At 64.8% G+C, this 16,117-nt stretch carries 14 protein-coding genes; 7 read left to right on the forward strand and 7 right to left on the reverse strand.

Annotated elements, in window-relative coordinates:
- Position 1: 1 nt before the first annotated feature.
- The 4 genes from BMG00_RS02795 to BMG00_RS02810 all read right to left on the reverse strand — a co-directional run bounded on the left by BMG00_RS02795 (position 2) and on the right by BMG00_RS02810 (position 5,022).
- Entirely contained in the window at positions 2–685 is a 684-nt protein-coding gene (locus tag BMG00_RS02795; RefSeq protein ID WP_078573323.1) for a TRAP transporter small permease, read from the reverse strand.
- A gap of 106 nt (positions 686–791) precedes the next feature.
- Complete coding sequence (locus tag BMG00_RS02800; RefSeq protein ID WP_078528430.1) at positions 792–1,802, reverse strand: DctP family TRAP transporter solute-binding subunit; 1,011 nt, start codon at positions 1,800–1,802, stop codon at positions 792–794.
- A 242-nt stretch (positions 1,803–2,044) separates the two neighbouring features.
- Positions 2,045–3,274 (reverse strand): sigma-54-dependent transcriptional regulator, encoded by a 1,230-nt coding sequence (locus BMG00_RS02805; protein ID WP_078528433.1) that lies wholly within the window; start codon positions 3,272–3,274, stop codon positions 2,045–2,047.
- Positions 3,271–5,022: an ATP-binding protein gene (locus BMG00_RS02810; RefSeq protein WP_245794937.1), complete on the reverse strand. Its 1,752-nt coding sequence runs from the start codon at positions 5,020–5,022 to the stop codon at positions 3,271–3,273. Before BMG00_RS02810 ends, BMG00_RS02805 begins: the two co-directional genes overlap by 4 nt.
- Positions 5,023–5,129: 107 nt before the next feature.
- On the opposite strand from BMG00_RS02810, the gene BMG00_RS02815 reads away from it, so the two are divergent.
- Positions 5,130–6,320, forward strand: coding sequence for a cytochrome P450 (locus BMG00_RS02815; protein WP_078573325.1), 1,191 nt, complete (start codon positions 5,130–5,132; stop codon positions 6,318–6,320).
- A 12-nt stretch (positions 6,321–6,332) separates the two neighbouring features.
- Here BMG00_RS02815 and BMG00_RS02820 read toward each other — a convergent pair whose 3' ends face one another.
- Positions 6,333–6,794 carry an Lrp/AsnC family transcriptional regulator gene (locus BMG00_RS02820; RefSeq protein ID WP_078528441.1) on the reverse strand — a complete coding sequence of 154 codons (462 nt, stop codon included), beginning with the start codon at positions 6,792–6,794 and terminating at the stop codon, positions 6,333–6,335.
- 142 nt (positions 6,795–6,936) lie between these two features.
- On the opposite strand from BMG00_RS02820, the gene cobA reads away from it, so the two are divergent.
- The 6 genes from cobA to BMG00_RS02850 all read left to right on the forward strand — a co-directional run bounded on the left by cobA (position 6,937) and on the right by BMG00_RS02850 (position 11,733).
- Positions 6,937–7,689 carry a uroporphyrinogen-III C-methyltransferase gene (cobA, locus tag BMG00_RS02825; RefSeq protein ID WP_078573326.1) on the forward strand — a complete coding sequence of 251 codons (753 nt, stop codon included), beginning with the start codon at positions 6,937–6,939 and terminating at the stop codon, positions 7,687–7,689.
- A complete protein-coding gene (locus tag BMG00_RS02830; protein ID WP_078573327.1) occupies positions 7,686–7,973 on the forward strand; it encodes a DUF2849 domain-containing protein in 288 nt (95 codons plus the stop codon). Before cobA ends, BMG00_RS02830 begins: the two co-directional genes overlap by 4 nt.
- 3 nt (positions 7,974–7,976) lie before the next feature.
- Positions 7,977–9,644, forward strand: coding sequence for a nitrite/sulfite reductase (locus BMG00_RS02835; RefSeq protein WP_078573328.1), 1,668 nt, complete (start codon positions 7,977–7,979; stop codon positions 9,642–9,644).
- Positions 9,631–10,401, forward strand: a complete 771-nt coding sequence (locus tag BMG00_RS02840; RefSeq protein WP_078573329.1) for a phosphoadenylyl-sulfate reductase — start codon at positions 9,631–9,633, stop codon at positions 10,399–10,401. Before BMG00_RS02835 ends, BMG00_RS02840 begins: the two co-directional genes overlap by 14 nt.
- A complete protein-coding gene (locus BMG00_RS02845) occupies positions 10,398–10,769 on the forward strand; it encodes a DUF934 domain-containing protein (RefSeq protein ID WP_078528455.1) in 372 nt (123 codons plus the stop codon). Before BMG00_RS02840 ends, BMG00_RS02845 begins: the two co-directional genes overlap by 4 nt.
- A 145-nt stretch (positions 10,770–10,914) precedes the next feature.
- Positions 10,915–11,733 (forward strand): ferredoxin--NADP reductase, encoded by an 819-nt coding sequence (locus BMG00_RS02850; RefSeq protein WP_078528457.1) that lies wholly within the window; start codon positions 10,915–10,917, stop codon positions 11,731–11,733.
- 204 nt (positions 11,734–11,937) lie between these two features.
- Here BMG00_RS02850 and BMG00_RS02855 read toward each other — a convergent pair whose 3' ends face one another.
- Both BMG00_RS02855 and BMG00_RS02860 read right to left on the reverse strand, forming a co-directional pair.
- Positions 11,938–12,183 (reverse strand): hypothetical protein, encoded by a 246-nt coding sequence (locus tag BMG00_RS02855; RefSeq protein ID WP_038072778.1) that lies wholly within the window; start codon positions 12,181–12,183, stop codon positions 11,938–11,940.
- 101 nt (positions 12,184–12,284) lie between these two features.
- Positions 12,285–15,938, reverse strand: a complete 3,654-nt coding sequence (locus tag BMG00_RS02860) for a vitamin B12-dependent ribonucleotide reductase (protein ID WP_078573330.1) — start codon at positions 15,936–15,938, stop codon at positions 12,285–12,287.
- Between the last annotated feature and the right edge of the window lie 179 nt (positions 15,939–16,117).

The following is a 16,117-nucleotide window of genomic DNA, read 5'->3' on the forward strand; positions in this document are numbered from 1 at the left end:
CTCAGTCGTCCTTGTTCATATGGGCCACATCGGCCACCTGGTCCTCGGCCTCGTGGCTCACGATCAGCGCCGAGCGCTTGCCGAGCGCGATGCCGATCCCCGCCTGCACGAAGCGGATCAGCAGGAGGCCGACCCCGAAGGGCAGGATGAAATAGGGGATGAAACGGGGCAGCTTGTCATAGGCCTCGCCCTGATTGACGAGGTTGCCCAGCCAGACCGCGAGCCCATGCGCCATCGGCACCTGGTCGGTCTCGTAGAAGGCACGGTCGCGGGTCTGGATGAAGCCGGTCGGGAACCAGCGCCCGCCCGTCTGCTCGAGCCCCGCGAAGGGCGCCCAGTAATCCCATGCGCCTTTCATCAGCAAAGCCGCGTACAGGATGCACAGAGCCGCCGCCAGCAGGCCCATGACCCGGCGCGGCCCCGGGCGCATCATGTTGATCACCGCGTCGACGCCCAGATGCGCGGTGACCTTCACCGCGTAGGACATGCCCAGAAGAACCAGCCAGGCAAAGAGGATCAGCGTCACCTCCAGCCCCCAGATCAGCGAGGAGTTGAAGACATAGCGCAGCACCACATTGACGAATGTGACCAGGGTCATCACGCCGAGGATCAGCGCGATCAGGGTCTCTTCGGCATGGTGGATGGCGCGCGCGAGGGCGGAGCGCGGCTCGTAACGCTGCGACATGAGGCTCTCCTTGCTTGGCGGAGTAATGGGCGCGCGCGATGTGTGGGGGCCGCGCGCGCCGGGGAACGGGCAAGACCCTGCGAGGCCTGCCCGTTCGGGGTTCCGATCAGTGCTTGGCGTTGATCGCCTGGGCCGCGTCGATGTTTTCCTGGCCCACGTCGTCCTTGAACTGATCCCAGACCGGCTTCATCACATCGACCCATTGCTGACGCTGCTCGGGGGTCAGTTCGCGGATCACGCCGCCGGCGTCGATGATCGACTGCTTCGAGTTCGCTTCGACCTCGTTGATCGCAGCGTTACGCTCGACGGTGACCTCATGCAGGATAGTCGCGATCTGATCGCGGATCGCCGGATCGAGGCTTTCCCACCAGTCGACCGAGGTCACGACCATGTAGTCGAGCAGGCCGTGGTTGGTCTCGGTGGTGCCGTCCTGAACTTCGTAGAACTTCTGGCCGTAGATGTTCGACCAGGTGTTCTCCTGCCCGTCGACGACGCCCGTCTGAAGCGCACCATAGACTTCCGAGAAGGCCATCGGCTGCGGCGAGGCGTCAAGCGCCTTCATCTGGGCGATCAGCACGTCGGAGGGCTGGACGCGGAATTTCAGACCCGCAGCATCGCCCGGCACCAGCAGAGGCTTGTTGGCCGAGAACTGCTTCAGGCCCGAATGCCAGAACTCGAGACCCTGCAGACCGCGACGCACCATCGCGTTCTTCATGCCCTGACCGATTTCCGAATTCTGGAACTCGTCCACGGCATCCATGTTCTTGAACATGAAGGGCAGGTCGAAGATGCGGTAAGTCTTGGTGAAGGTCTCGAATTTCGACAGCGACGGCGCCGCCATCTGAACGTCGCCCTGAAGCATCGCCTCGAGAACCTGGTCATCGTTGTAGAGCGTCGAGTTCGGGTAGACCTCGACACAGGCCTTGCCGTCCATCTCGGCGTTCACGCGCTTGGCGAACAGCGATGCGGCGATCCCTTTGGGGTGCTTGTCGGTATTGGTGACGTGGCTGAACTTGATGACCATTTCGCCATCGTCGCAGCCTTCCGGATTGGCCATGGCGATACCGGCCGAAGCCACGAGGGCGAGCGCCGAAATGGCGGCGGTGAATTTCTTCATGTTTTCCTCCCGAAAATCAGTCCGTGCCGGTCCTCCCCGGCATTGGCGCCAGCAAAAAGCCGCCGGCGCATGGGATCAACAATTTCGTGAAAGCATTGTGACGCAGGTCATTTTCTTATTCGTTTCAATGACCTGCAGACCGAGGCTAACAACTCCCCGCTGCGTGCATGTGCGGAATTCCGCACATCCAACCACCGCCCGATGCGAGATTTCGCCACGAGTCGCCTCGCATGGCGCGGCGCCTAGCCGCGGTAATCCTCGGGACGCAAACCATGCCGCGTGAGCTTGTCATAGAAGGTCTTGCGCGGCAGGCGCAGCGCGGCCGCCGCCTCGGTCGCATTGCCCTTCGCGCGCGCCAGCGCCTCGGCCAGCAGCGACTTCTCGACCGCGGCCATCCTCTCGGCAAGGCCCAGCTCGGCCGCCGGTTCGGTCTCCGCATCCAGCCCCATCGCGAAACGCATGGCTTCGGACATCAGCGCGCGGGCATTGCCGGGCCAGTCGCGCGCCATCAGCTGCGCGGTCAGTTCCGGTGGAATGTCAGGCACCCGCAGGTTCGCCTGCTCGCAGGCGGTCGCGACGTAGTGCCGAAAGAGCGCCGGGATGTCCTCGGGTCGCTCCGAGAGCGAGGGAATGCGCACCTTGAGCGCCTCCAGCCGCCAATAGAGATCGGGATGGAACCGCCCCGCGCGCGCCTCGCCCGGAAGATCGCGATAGGTCCCCGCGATGAGGCGCGTGGCGGGGCGGGTCTCCAGCAGTTCGATCAGCGCGAATTGCGCGGGTTGTGGAAGGTCGGCCACCTCGTCGAGATATAGGGTTCCCCCCTCGGCCTGCGCAAAACCCGCCTCGAGCCCCGCGACGTCCAACCCCGCCGCGGCGAGCTTGACGAAGGGTCGCCGCGCGCTGGTCGAGAGCAGGTGGATCACCTCGGCAAGCTTCGAATTGCCCGCCCCGGGCGCTCCGGTGATCAGCACCTCCGCCCCCGAACGTGCCGCACGCCGGGCCGCCTCGCGCAACCCCTCGGCCACCGGCGAGTCGCCTACGAGAATTCGCGACGCCGCATCGCCGCGCTTGCCGGCCGCGCGCGAAAACCGCGCCTCCATCACGCGTGCACGGGTTTCAAGCGCCTTCTCGACCACGGCCAGCAAATCTTTGCCCGAACATGGTTTTTCAAGAAAATCAAAGGCACCCCCCGCCATTGCGCGCACCGCCATGGGCACGTCGGCCTCGCCGGTCAGCAATACCACCGGCAGCTCGGGATCGGCCTTCTGCACGAGATCGAGGAGCGCGAACCCGTCCTTGCCCGGCATCCGGATATCGGTGACCACCACGCCCTCGAACTCGGTCGAGATATGGTCCTTGGCCTCGATATAGCTGCCTGCCAGCGTGGGGCGCAGTCCCGCAAGCTCGAGCGTCTGGCCCAACGCCTCGCGCACCGCCCGATCGTCATCGACAAAGAGAACCCGCCGCATCATGCCCTGACCTCGTGTCGCATCGCCTCGCGCTCGACGGCTTCGCGCAGATCGACCGTGAAGATCGCCCCGCCCTCGGGCGCATTCTCGCCGCGCAGATTGCCGCCAAAGCCCTGCACCAGCCCATAGGAGATCGACAGGCCGAGGCCAAGCCCCTCGGCCGAGCCTGCTTCCTTGGTCGAATAGAACGGATCGAAGATGCGTTCGGGATCGACGATGCCCGGGCCGGTGTCGCGCAGGGTGAGGCGGATCATGCCGCCCTCACGCGACAGGCGGATCGTGATGCGCCGCACGGGCTGGTCTTCCATCGCCTCGATCGCATTGGAGAGCAGGTTGATCACGACCTGACTCAGGCGCACCTCGCCCCCCATCACGATCGCAGGGAAATCGGGGCGTTGCCAGTCGACGCTGACACCCGATTTGACAAGTCGCTGATCGAGCATCTCAAGCGCGCTTTCGACCACCGCCGCGAGCCCCACGCGGCTCGCCGGTTCGCTTTCCTGCCGCGCGAAGGCGCGCAGGTTGCGAATGATGCGCCCCATCCGATGCGCCATCCCGCCGATCTTGCCGAGCGTCTCGCCCGCCTCCTCGGATCGGCCCCGGCTCAGCAGCAGCTCGGCATTCTCGGCATAAGAAGAGATCGCCATCAGCGGCTGGTTCAATTCGTGACTGATCCCCGCCGACATCTGCCCGAGTGCCGAAAGCTTGCCCGCCTGAACGAGTTCGGCCTGCGTGCGCCGCAACTCCTCGTTGGCACTCGAGAGCTCCGCCGTTCGCTCCGCGACGCGGGCCTCCAGCGCGGCATTGGCCTCGGCCAGCGCGCGACGGCGCTCCCAGAGCGCGAAGATCACCGCGCCGACCGCAAGGAGCCCCGCGGCCGTGGACAGCGCCGCAAGCCGCGCCGAGCGCAACACCGGATCGGCCGCGGCAAGCGCATGGCCTTCCATCCCGATCACCGGCAGATCGCGCGAAACCTCCAGCGCGGGACCAGCGAGAGAACCCGCCCCCGAGACCAGTTCGCGCCCCCCGAGATCGCGCCGGTGAAGCTGGATCACCCCGGCGATCGACCCGGCCGGATACAGCGCCGCATCGGGCGCCGCGCCACGCTCGGTCAGCAGCACCAGATCGGTACGGTTGGCGAGAAAGCTCACCCCCTCCGCATCGGTGAACCAGACCGGGACCGGGTTGCCGCGCCCTTCGGCTTCGACATCCTCGGCCGAAAGCCGTAGCAAGACGATACCATCCACCGCCCCCGATGCCCCGAAGACCGGCGCGGCAAAGGTGAAAAGCCGCGCGCCCGTCGCCGGGTCGACGAAATGATCCGATCCGGTCGCGCCCTGCGCCGCACGCGCCAATGCCCGGCTCATCACGATCCGTTCGGAGGCGTCCACCGGACCGGCGAGAACCGCGCCATCGGGCGCGATCAGCCAGATGTCGCGTGCACCCGCATGATCGGCAAGCCGTTGCAGCGTCAGGCTTACCGCCGCATCGCGCCAGTCGCCCGCCGCGCGCCCCTCCCGCGCAAAGCTCTCGGCCAGCGCCACCACCTCGGGGTGATCGGCCGCCAGAACCGCGACCTCGCGGAATTGCAAGAGCGCCGCAACCAAGCGGTCGGAGGCCAGCCGCAGGTCGGACGCGCCCTGCGTCGCGATCCGCGCCAGCCCGTCGCGCGCCGAGACCCGCCAGACCCCGATCGAAGCGGTCAGCGTCAGACCGATCCAGATGATCAAAATGGCAACGCGCCCCAGCATCGCGACCCTCCTGCCCTTTCGTGAGGCTTCGCGCGATCCGATGCAAGCCAAGCCTTGCATCACGCGCCGCCATCGGGCCAACTGCACCTGCCAAGACCGGAGCGTGCATGCAGATCCTCTCCCAATCCCCGCTCGATCCCGATTTCGTCCAGAATCCCTACCCGTTCTATGACCGCGTCCGCCAGGGCGGGCCTTTCGTTGTCTGGCCTGAATACGGGTTCCGGGTCACCGCGCGCGCCGCGATCGTGGGCATGGCCCTGCGCGATCGCCGCATGGGACGCGAGGCGCCGTCCGATCAGGCGGTCGACATTCCGAGCCATCTCGAACCCTTCTACGCCATCGAGCGCCATTCGATGCTCGAACTGGAGGCCCCGCGCCACACGAGGCTGCGCAAGCTGGTCGCCAAGGCCTTCACGTCGGGCCGCATCGCGGCGATGGAAGAGCAGATCGTGGCGCTCTCAAACCGGCTGATCGACGCGATGCCCGAAGGTGGCTGCGATCTGCTGGAGCATTTCGCCAAGCCCCTGCCGGTGATCGTGATCTCACGGCTTCTCGGCGTGCCGGAAACGGATGGCCCGCAGCTTCTCGCCTGGTCGAACGCGATGGTGCAGATGTATCAGGCGCGCCGCGATGTCAGCCTCGAGGAAGAAGCCGCGAAGGCGTCGGCGGAGTTTGCCGCCTATCTTGGCGCGCTGATCGAAGCGCGGCGCAAATCGCCCGGCGATGACCTGATCTCGGAGCTGATCGCGGTCGAGGAAGAGGGCACGCATCTGAGCCGCGATGAGCTGATCTCCACGGTGATCTTGCTCCTGAACGCGGGCCATGAAGCGACCGTGCACATGATCGGAAACGGGGTGAAAACCCTGATCGAACAGAGCATCGCGCCGCATTGGCTGGAGCGTGAGCGGATCGAGGGCACGATCGAAGAACTCTTGCGCTTCGATCCCCCGCTCCATCTTTTCACCCGCTGGCTTTACGAGGACATGGAGTTTCAGGGACAGGTTCTGAGAAAGGGAGAGCGGGTCGGCCTGCTGCTCGCAGGGGCAAACCGCGATCCCTCCGCCTGGGACGATCCGAGCGTCTTCGACGCCTCCCGCCCGGTACGCACCAATTTCAGCTTCGGCGCGGGGGCGCATTTCTGCATCGGCGCACCGCTTGCGCGGCTCGAACTGCGCATCGCAATCCCGATGCTGTTTGCGCGCCTGCGCGATCTGTCCCTGCCGCGCCGCCCCTATTATGCCGATCTCTACCATTTCCACGGGTTGGAGCGGCTTGAAGTCAGCTATTCCAAGGCCTGAACCTTCGAACGCCTAGAGCGGCAATTCGGTGGTGAATTTCAACTCCTCCATCGAGAGGAGCGCGGTGACGTTGTGGATTTTCACCTCGGCGATCAGTGCCTGGTAGAAACGATCATAGGCACGCGCATTCTCGACGCGGACCTTGAGGATGTAGTCGATATCCCCCGCAAGCCGGTGCGCCTCCATCACTTCCGGGCGCGCGCGCAGCGTGGCGAGGAATTTCTCCTGCCACGCCGCCTCATGTTCCGAGGTGCGGATCAGGACGAAGAAACAGGCATCGAAGCCGAGCGCCTCGGGGTCGAGCAACACGGTCTGTTTTCCGATCACCCCCGCATCGCGCAGCTTGCGAATCCGGTTCCAGACCGGGGTCTTGGACGAGCCCACTTTCTTCGCGATCTCGTCGAGCGACTGGCTCGCATCCGCCTGAAGCTCGCTGAGGATTTTCCGATCCAGTTCGTCGATCCGCGCCACCATTCTTCCGTCCTCGCATGTTTTGGGATTCTGTCGTCCCGGCCTTAGCCATAAGGAACAAACGTCCTTATTCACAAGCCCATATGGCGCAATCATGGGATATTTTTCTATATTTACACCAGTAAATGCGGAAACGGAGCGCATCATGGTGGCACAGAGAGAACAGGGCGGGGTCATCCTTGCCGGGGCAGGTCCGGGCGACCCGGACCTTCTGACCGTGGCTGTCCTGCGCGAAATGAGCCGTGCCGACGTTATCCTGCACGATACGCTTGTCAGCCCCGAGGTGCTCGCGCTCGCGGGCCCGCAGGCGCGACTGATCGAAACCGGCAAGACCGGCTTCGGCCCCTCGATGAAACAAGAGAACATCTCGGAGATGATCGTCTTTTTCGCGCAACGCGGCTATCGCGTGCTGCGCTTGAAATCGGGCGACCCCGGCTTGTTCGGACGGCTGGGCGAGGAACTGGACGCGCTCGACGCCGCGGGCATCGCCTGGCGCGTCCTTCCCGGCATCACCGCCGCCTCCGCCGCTGCCGCCTCGCTGGGCCAAAGCCTGACCGAGCGCGGTCGCAACCGCGAGCTGCGCCTGATCACCGGCCATGACGCGCAAGGTCTGGCCGAACAGGATTGGGCCGCCCTCGCACGTCCCGGCGCCGTCGCCGCGATCTATATGGGCAAGCGTGCCGCGCGCTTTGTGCAGGGCCGGTTGATGATGCATGGCGCCTCCCCCGCCACCCCCGCCTGCGTGGTCGAGAACGCCTCGCGCGCCGATCAGGCGATCCGCGCCGCGACGCTTGCCACCCTGCCCCAAATCGCCGCCGAGGCCAAAGGCCCCGCCGTCATCCTTCTCGGGCTCGCCCCGCGCGACGCCCGCATCGCCCTCAAGGAGGCCGCGCTATGAGCAAGAAATTCACCCCCGGCGTGATCAGCGCCAATGATCTGCGCGAAGGCCATGTCGTCTACATGAACGACGCGGGCCAATGGGTGCTGCGACTGAAGGACGCCGCCTTCCTCGATGACCCGGTGATTGCCGAGATGTGGCTCAATATCGCAAACGCCCAGACCGAGAAGGTCGTGGGCGCCTATCTCGCGCCTGCCACGCTTGGCCCCAATGGCCCCGAGCCCGCGCATTTCCGCGAGGCCTTCCGCGCCACCGGCCCCTCCATCGAGCTTCCCGGGATCTGATCCATGTTCCAACCCAGCGACTTCGACAGCGCCGCGATCCGCGCGCGCGCCGCCCAGTTCCGTTCTCAGGTCGCGCGCCGCCTCGACGGAAGCCTGACCGAGGATGAGTTCAAACCGCTGCGCCTGATGAACGGGCTCTATCTACAGCTGCATGCCTATATGCTGCGGGTGGCGATCCCCTACGGCACGATCTCGGCGCGCCAGATGCGCCAGCTCGCCAAGATCGCCGACGCCTGGGATCGCGGTTACGGCCATTTCACCACCCGTCAGAACATCCAGTTCAACTGGCCCAAACTGGTCGATGTGCCGGATATGATCGACGCGCTGGCCGATGTGGGCATGCACGCCATCCAGACCTCGGGCAATGCGATCCGCAACACGACGACGGATGCTTTCGCGGGTGCGAGCGCCGACGAGATCGCCGACCCGCGTCCCTATGCCGAACTGATCCGCCAATGGTCCACCGACCATCCCGAGTTCCAGTTCCTGCCGCGCAAGTTCAAGATCGCAATCAACGGCGCGCGAGCAGACCGCGCCGCGATCCGTGCGCATGACGTGGGGCTGCAACTGGTCGAGCGTGACGGCGAGATCGGGTTTCAGGTCTTCGTGGGCGGCGGTCTGGGCCGCACCCCGATGATCGGGAAAGAGCTACGCGACTTCCTGCCCGCCAGCGACCTGCTGCCCTATCTGGAATCGATCGTCGCTGCGTGGAACCTCGCCGGACGGCGCGACAACAAGTATAAGGCCCGCATCAAGATCACCGTGCATGAGCTTGGGATCGAGGCCTTTTCCGATCTGGTCGAGGCGGAATTCCCGGCCCGTCGCGCGGCCTTCAAGGGCGCCGATCAGGCGATCCTTGCCGATCTGAAAGCGCAATTCGCACCGCCTGCCTTGCCCTCGCGCGAGAGCGCCAGCTTCGAGACCGCGCTCAATGTCGACGCGCTTCTGCGCGACTGGGCCGCGCGCTCGGTCTCGCCGCATCACAACCCCGATTACGCGGTGGTCACTATCAGCCTGAAAGAGCACGGCGCCCCTCCCGGCGATGCCACCTCGGACCAGATGCGCCTGCTCGCCGATCTCGCCGAACGCTATGGTCAGTCCGAGCTGCGCATCAGCCATGAGCAGAACGTGATCCTGCCCCATGTCGCGAAGGCCGATCTGCCCGCGCTGTTCGAAAGCTTGCGCAAGGGCGGGTTGGCCACGGCGAATATCGGGCTGACCTCGGATATCATCGCCTGCCCCGGCATGGATTACTGCGCGCTGGCCACGGCCCGCTCGATCCCGCTGGCGCAACAGATCGCGACCCATTTCCGCGATCTGGGGCTGGAGAGCGAAATCGGCACACTCAAGATCAAGATCTCGGGCTGCATCAATGCCTGCGGCCATCACCATCTGGGCCACATCGGCATTCTCGGCCTCGACCGCGCGGGTGTGGAGAATTACCAGATCACGCTTGGCGGCGATGCGACCGAGACGATGGCGCTTGGCGAACGCGCAGGCCCGGGTTTCGCCTATACGGAGGTGATCCCGGCGCTCGAACGGCTGTTGCGCGCCTATCTCGACCTGCGCCAGTCGCAATCGGAAAGCTTTCTGGACGCGCTACGCCGCCTCGGCCCCGAACCGTTCAAGGATGCGCTCTACCAAGAGGCCCAGCGTCATGCCGCTCAATGATCGACTTGGCATCGAGGACCGCGTCACCGCGCTCAACGGTCGTTACCGTCATCATGCGGCAACGGCGGTGATGGAGCGGGCGCTGCGCGACCCGGACGTGGGCGAGGTCGCGCTGGTCTCGTCTTTCGGGGCGGAATCGGTGGTGCTGTTGCACATGGTCTCGGTGATCGCGCCGGGGACACCGGTCCTGTTCATCGACACCCAGATGCTGTTTGCCGAAACCCTCGCCTATCAGGAGGAGGTCGCGGCCAAGCTCGGGCTGACCAATGTACAGGTGATCCGCGCCGCCGAGGCGGCGATTGCGCGCGACGATCCCGACGGCACCCTGCATCAGTTCAGCACCGATGCCTGCTGCAGCCTGCGCAAGACCGTGCCGCTGGAAACCGCGCTTTCGGGCTATGACGCCTGGATCACGGGGCGCAAACGGTTTCAGGGCGGCCAGCGCGCGGCACTCGATTTCTTCGAGGTCGAGACGGAGGCCCGGATGAAGATCAACCCGCTGGCCCATTGGGACAAGCAGGACGTGCAGGATTACATGATCGAGAACCGACTGCCGCGGCATCCGCTGGTGGCGCAGGGCTACCCGTCGATCGGCTGCGCGCCCTGCACCTCGCCGGTCAAACCGGGCGAGGATGAACGCGCGGGCCGCTGGCGCGGCGCTGCGAAAACCGAATGCGGCATCCACTTCATCGGCGGCAAGGCCGTACGTGTGAGGAACGATGCTCAAGAGACGGATAACAAGGAGAAAGTGGCATGAGCGTGATCGTTCGCGACGACGGCTTCCACGAGGATGACTTCACCGGGCAAAGCCTCGATATCGCGCCCGAAACCGATGCAGGCCACCTGCCCGCGCTGATCGAGGGCGCGCAGATGATCCGCGTGCTCTTCCCAGCCTTCTCGGACGGGCGCGGCTTCACGCTCGCGCGCCGGATCCGGGCGCTCGGGTTTCAAGGGCGCCTGCGCGCGGCCGGCCCGCTGATCGCCGATCAATACCCGATGGCGCGGCGCGTGGGTTTCGACGAAGTCGAGATCCCGCCCGAGATGGCCGAACGCCAACCCAGCCCGCAATGGCTCTTTCGTGCCGACTGGGCCGCGCATGACTACCGCGCGCGGCTTGCGGGCTGAGCCTTCCCAATTCACCTGAATTTCACTAAAGACACGCGGCAAGACCGGCATTTGAGCCAGATCAAGGAGGGTTGCGCCCCGCAACCTGTATCCGATCTGCATATTTGCCAGCCGAGCCTGCGCGCCCGGCCAGAGAGATGTGACAATGAACGAGAGCGCCGTGACCGAGATCCCCAAGGTAAAGACCCTGCCCGACGCCCAGGAAGTGACCGAAGTAACGCATTGGACGGACCGGCTGTTTTCCTTCCGCGTGACGCGGCCGCAGAGCTTGCGTTTCCGCTCGGGCGAGTTCGTGATGATCGGCCTGATGGGCGACAATGGCAAACCGCTGCTGCGCGCCTATTCGATCGCCTCTCCCAACTGGGACGAGGAGCTGGAATTCTACTCGATCAAGGTGCCCGATGGCCCGCTGACCTCGAAGCTCCAGCACATCAACGTGGGCGATCAGATCATCCTGCGCCCCAAGCCCGTCGGCACGCTCGTCCATGACGCGCTGCTGCCCGGCAAGCGGGTGTGGTTCCTCGCCACCGGCACCGGCATCGCGCCCTTCGCCTCGCTGATGCGCGACCCCGAGACCTACGACAAGTTCGACGAGGTCATCATGATGCATACCTGCCGGACGATCGAGGAACTGGAATATGGCCGCCAGCTGGTCGAGAACCTGATCAACGACCCGCTGATCGGCGAGATGGTCGAGGGCAAGCTGAAATATTACCCGACCACGACCCGCGAGGAATTCCACCACATGGGCCGGATCACCGACAACCTCGAGAACGGGAAGGTCTTCAAGGATCTCGGCATCGCCCCTATGAACCCCGAAACCGACCGCGCGATGGTCTGCGGCTCGCTCGCCTTCAACAAGGACGTGATGGCGGTGCTCGAAGGCTTTGGCCTGCGCGAGGGCGCCAATTCGGAGCCCCGCGAATACGTGGTCGAGAAAGCCTTCGTCGGCGACGGGATCTGAGGGATCCGGACTTGCAGAACAACCGGGCGGCCGCAGGGCCGCCCGTTTTCGTTTCGGCTCTCTGGCAAACATAATGCGGCCCTCTCCGCTGGGGACCGGAGAGGGCCAGTTTCGCCGATCAGGCTCATTCGTTGACCGCCCGAGCTTATCGTCGTTTTGCCTGGGCCTTCTCAGCGTCTGGGGCGAGCGCACCCGCCCCGGATCTCAATGCAGCGCCATTTCCCGCGCGGTCATCAGCGTGACGGTGGTCGAGCCGCCGCCCATGCGGATATCGGTCACGTCGAGCGCGTGGTGGTCGAGATCGCCACCCAGGCACTCGATCGAAGCGCCTGCAAAGGTCGCATCGAGCACCGAGGTCAGCCCCTCGCCCACGAGTTCGGCCTCCACCCCGCCGGGGATCCGGCGCAGCGCCTTGGGCATCACTCGTTTATTGCCGACGATCAGTTCCAATTTCCGCTCCTGTCCCGCGCCGCTGGCGCTTCTCTTCTGTCCCCCGGACCCTACGCCCGGTCAGTCGTCGGGGCCCCGGCCGGTGCCGGAGCCCCTGTCCCTCAGGAACAACCGCTGGTCGCCCCACAGGTATTGCACTTCATGCAGGTGCCGTTGCGCACGAGCGTGTAGTTGCCGCAATCGCCGCACGCCTCGCCCTCGTAGCCCTGCATCTTCGCCTTGGCGCGCGCATCCATCTGCACCGAACCCGTGGCCACGGCGGTCGTGGTGGTCACGCTGGCCTGCACGCTGCGCGCGGTCAGGGTTTCGACCCCGCTGCCGCCTTGCAGCACCAGAAGCTCTTGCGGCAGGCGCTTGCGAAGGTAGCCGGTCGACGAGATCTGGCGCAGCACTTCGAGCGATTTCGAGGCCTTGTCCGAGACCGGCTCGACATTGCCATCCACCAGCTTGCCTTCGTTCTCGCCACCGCCCAGATCGTCGAAGGACGCGCCTTGCGGCTTCACATGGGCCAGATCGGTGCGGTCGAGATAGGACACGGCCAGTTCGCGGAACACGTAGTCGAGGATCGAGGTCGCGTTCTTGATCGAGTCGTTGCCCTGCACCATGCCGGCGGGTTCGAACTTGGTGAAGGTGAAGGCGTCCACGAACTCTTCCAGCGGCACGCCATATTGTAGGCCGACCGAGACGGCGATCGCGAAGTTGTTCATCATCGCGCGGAAGCCCGCGCCTTCCTTGTGCATGTCGATGAAGATCTCGCCAAGCGAACCGTCGTCATATTCGCCGGTGCGCAGGTAGACCTTGTGGCCGCCCACGACCGCCTTCTGGGTATAGCCCTTGCGGCGCGTCGGGAGCTTTTCGCGGTGGCTGCGCTCGTATTCCTTGACGATCACCTTCTCGATGATCTTCTCGGCGAGCACGGCGGCCTTCTCCTGCGGCGTGCCGGTGGCCAGAACCTCTTCGGCTTCCTCGTCATCCTCGACCAGCGCGGCCGCCAGCGGCTGCGACAGTTTCGAGCCGTCGCGGTAAAGCGCGTTGGCCTTGATGCCGAGCGACCAGCTGAGCTCGTATGCCGCCTTCACGTCCTCGATCGAGGCGTGGTTGGCCATGTTGATCGTCTTCGAAATCGCGCCCGAGATGAAGGACTGTGCGGCCGCCATCATGTAGATGTGGCTGTCGACCGACAGGTAGCGCTTGCCCTTCTTGCCGCAGGGATTGGCGCAGTCGAACACGCTCAGGTGCTCGTCCTTCAGATGCGGCGCGCCTTCCAGCGTCATCGTCCCGCAGACATGGTCATTCGCGGCTTCGATCTGCTTCTTGGTGAAGCCGAGGTGACGCAGCATGTCGAAGGTCGGGTCGTTCAGCTTCTCGGCCGGGATGCCGAGCGTCTGGGTGCAGAACTCTTCGCCCAGCGTCCACTGGTTGAACACGAAGCGGATGTCGAAGGCGGTCGGCAGCGCGGCCTCGAGCTTCTCGATCTCGCGCGGGCCGAAGCCGTGGCCGATCAGCGCCGTGGTGTTGATGTCGGGGCAGTTGCCAAGTGAGGCGTGACCCACGGCATAGGCGATGATCTCTTCGATCTGCGACGAGCTGTAGCCCAGCGTTTCCAGCGCGCCCGGAACCGAGCGGTTGATGATCTTGAAGTAGCCACCGCCCGCGAGCTTCTTGAATTTCACCAGCGCGAAGTCGGGCTCGATGCCGGTGGTGTCGCAATCCATCACGAGGCCGATCGTGCCGGTCGGTGCGATCACCGAGACCTGGGCATTGCGGTAGCCGTGCTGCTCGCCGAGGCTCAGCGCCTCGTCCCAGGCCTGGGTGGCGAGCGAGATCAGCTCCTGATCGGGGCAGTTCTTGTGATCGAGCGCGACCGGCTTGATCTCCAGAGCCTCATAGCCCGCAGTCTTGCCGTAAGCCGCGTTGCGGTGGTTGCGGATGACGCGCAGCATATGCTTGGCGTTCTTCTCGTAACCCGGGAAGGTCCCCAGCTCACCCGCCATCTCGGCCGAGGTGGCGTAGGACACACCGGTCATCACCGCGGTCAGCGCACCGCAAAGCGCACGGCCTTCCTTGGAGTCGTAGCCCAGCCCCATATTCATCAGCAGACCGCCGATATTGGCGTAGCCAAGACCCAGCGTGCGGAAGTCATAGGAACGCTGCGCGATTTCCTTCGACGGGAACTGCGCCATCAGCACCGAGATTTCCAGCGTCACGGTCCACAGGCGGGTCGCGTGGATATAGCTTTCGGCGTCGAACTTGCCGTTCTTGTAGAAGGTCAGCAGGTTCATCGAGGCGAGGTTACACGCCGTATCGTCGAGGAACATGTATTCCGAGCACGGGTTCGAGCCGCGGATCTGCCCGTCCTCGGGGCAGGTGTGCCATTCGTTGACGGTGTCGTGGAACTGGATGCCCGGATCGGCGCAAGCCCAGGCGGCGTGGCCGACCTGCTCCCACAGATCGCGCGCCTTCACCGTCTTGGCGACCTTGCCGTCGGTGCGGCGGATCAGCTCCCAATCGGCATCGTCCTTGACCGCCTTCAGGAAGGCGTTGGTGACGCGCACCGAGTTGTTCGAGTTCTGACCCGAAACCGAGACATAGGCTTCCGAGTCCCAATCGGTGTCATAGGTCGGGAACTCGATCGAGCTGTAGCCCTGACGGGCGTATTGCAGCACGCGATTGATATAGGTCTCGGGGATCATCACGCGCTTGGCGGATTTGATCGCCTCTTTCAGAGCGGGGTTCTTCACCGGATCGACCGAACCCTCGTCGGAGCCGTCAAAGGCGCGGATCGCCTCGAAGATCTTGTTGAGCTCGCGCTCATGCAGCTTCGAGCCCGCGACCAGCGAGGCCACTTTCTGCTCTTCGATCACCTTCCAGTTCACGAACTGCTCGATATCGGGGTGATCCATGTCGCAGATCACCATCTTCGCCGCGCGGCGCGTGGTGCCGCCCGACTTGATCGCGCCCGCCGCGCGGTCGCCGATCTTGAGGAAGCCCATCAGGCCCGAGGATTTGCCGCCCCCCGAAAGCGCTTCTCCCTCGGCGCGCAGGCTCGAGAAGTTGGTGCCGGTGCCCGAGCCGTATTTGAACAGGCGCGCCTCGCGGACCCAGAGATCCATGATCCCGCCCTCCTGGACCAGATCGTCCGAAACCGACTGGATGAAGCAGGCATGGGGCTGCGGGTGCTCGTAGGCCGAGCTCGACCGGGTCAGCTTGCCGGTCTTGTAATCGACATAGAAGTGGCCCTGGCCGGGGCCGTCGATGCCGTAGGCCCAGTGCAGGCCGGTGTTGAACCATTGCGGCGAGTTCGGCGCGGCCATCTGTTCGGCCAGCATGAAGCGCATCTCGTCGTAATAAGCCTGCGCATCGGCCTCGGTGGAGAAATATCCACCCTTCCAGCCCCAGTAGCACCAAGCGCCAGCGAGACGATCGAAGACCTGCTTGGCCGAGCTCTCACCGGTGAACCGCGCCTCTTCGGGGAGCTGGGCGAGCGCGTCCTCGTCAGGGACCGAGCGCCACAGGAATTCCGGAACGCCCTTTTCCTTCACCGTCTTCAGCGCGGCCGGAACGCCCGCCTTGCGGAAGTACTTCTGGGCGAGCACGTCGGAGGCAACCTGGCTCCAGCCTTCGGGCACTTCGACCGAGTCGTTGCGGAACACCACCTTGCCGTCGGGATTGCGAATCTCCGAGGTCGTCGTCGTGAAGGCGAGCGCGCCATAAGCGCCGGTCTCTTCGGTGGTGAACTTGCGTTCGATCTTCATGTGCCCTGTCCCCGTTCAAAATATAATCAATTACGGCTTGCGGACGGGCAAAGGCAGTTCGGCGTCTCGCGGTCTATACCACGAGGCGGGCGCGCCCTTCTTGCGGAGCGTGCATCATCGGAAACTGTCCCTTGGCCTGCCATCGCCACTACATCTGGTGGCTTTGCTGCCGACATCCC

This window comes from Thioclava marina, from assembly GCF_002020135.1.
Taxonomy (GTDB): Bacteria; Pseudomonadota; Alphaproteobacteria; order Rhodobacterales; family Rhodobacteraceae; genus Thioclava; species Thioclava marina.

What these genes read in the sequence shown, in the direction of transcription:
- BMG00_RS02845 (WP_078528455.1), top strand. Translation starts at nt 10,398, where the DNA reads ATGAGCGTGATCGTTCGCGACGACGGCTTCCACGAGGATGACTTCACC.
- BMG00_RS02830 (WP_078573327.1), top strand. Translation starts at nt 7,686, where the DNA reads ATGAGCAAGAAATTCACCCCCGGCGTGATCAGCGCCAATGATCTGCGC.
- BMG00_RS02835 (WP_078573328.1), top strand. Translation starts at nt 7,977, where the DNA reads ATGTTCCAACCCAGCGACTTCGACAGCGCCGCGATCCGCGCGCGCGCC.
- cobA (WP_078573326.1), top strand. Translation starts at nt 6,937, where the DNA reads ATGGTGGCACAGAGAGAACAGGGCGGGGTCATCCTTGCCGGGGCAGGT.
- BMG00_RS02815 (WP_078573325.1), top strand. Translation starts at nt 5,130, where the DNA reads ATGCAGATCCTCTCCCAATCCCCGCTCGATCCCGATTTCGTCCAGAAT.
- BMG00_RS02810 (WP_245794937.1), bottom strand. Translation starts at nt 5,022, where the DNA reads ATGCTGGGGCGCGTTGCCATTTTGATCATCTGGATCGGTCTGACGCTG.
- BMG00_RS02805 (WP_078528433.1), bottom strand. Translation starts at nt 3,274, where the DNA reads ATGATGCGGCGGGTTCTCTTTGTCGATGACGATCGGGCGGTGCGCGAG.
- BMG00_RS02860 (WP_078573330.1), bottom strand. Translation starts at nt 15,938, where the DNA reads ATGAAGATCGAACGCAAGTTCACCACCGAAGAGACCGGCGCTTATGGC.
- BMG00_RS02795 (WP_078573323.1), bottom strand. Translation starts at nt 685, where the DNA reads ATGTCGCAGCGTTACGAGCCGCGCTCCGCCCTCGCGCGCGCCATCCAC.
- BMG00_RS02820 (WP_078528441.1), bottom strand. Translation starts at nt 6,794, where the DNA reads ATGGTGGCGCGGATCGACGAACTGGATCGGAAAATCCTCAGCGAGCTT.
- BMG00_RS02840 (WP_078573329.1), top strand. Translation starts at nt 9,631, where the DNA reads ATGCCGCTCAATGATCGACTTGGCATCGAGGACCGCGTCACCGCGCTC.
- BMG00_RS02850 (WP_078528457.1), top strand. Translation starts at nt 10,915, where the DNA reads ATGAACGAGAGCGCCGTGACCGAGATCCCCAAGGTAAAGACCCTGCCC.
- BMG00_RS02800 (WP_078528430.1), bottom strand. Translation starts at nt 1,802, where the DNA reads ATGAAGAAATTCACCGCCGCCATTTCGGCGCTCGCCCTCGTGGCTTCG.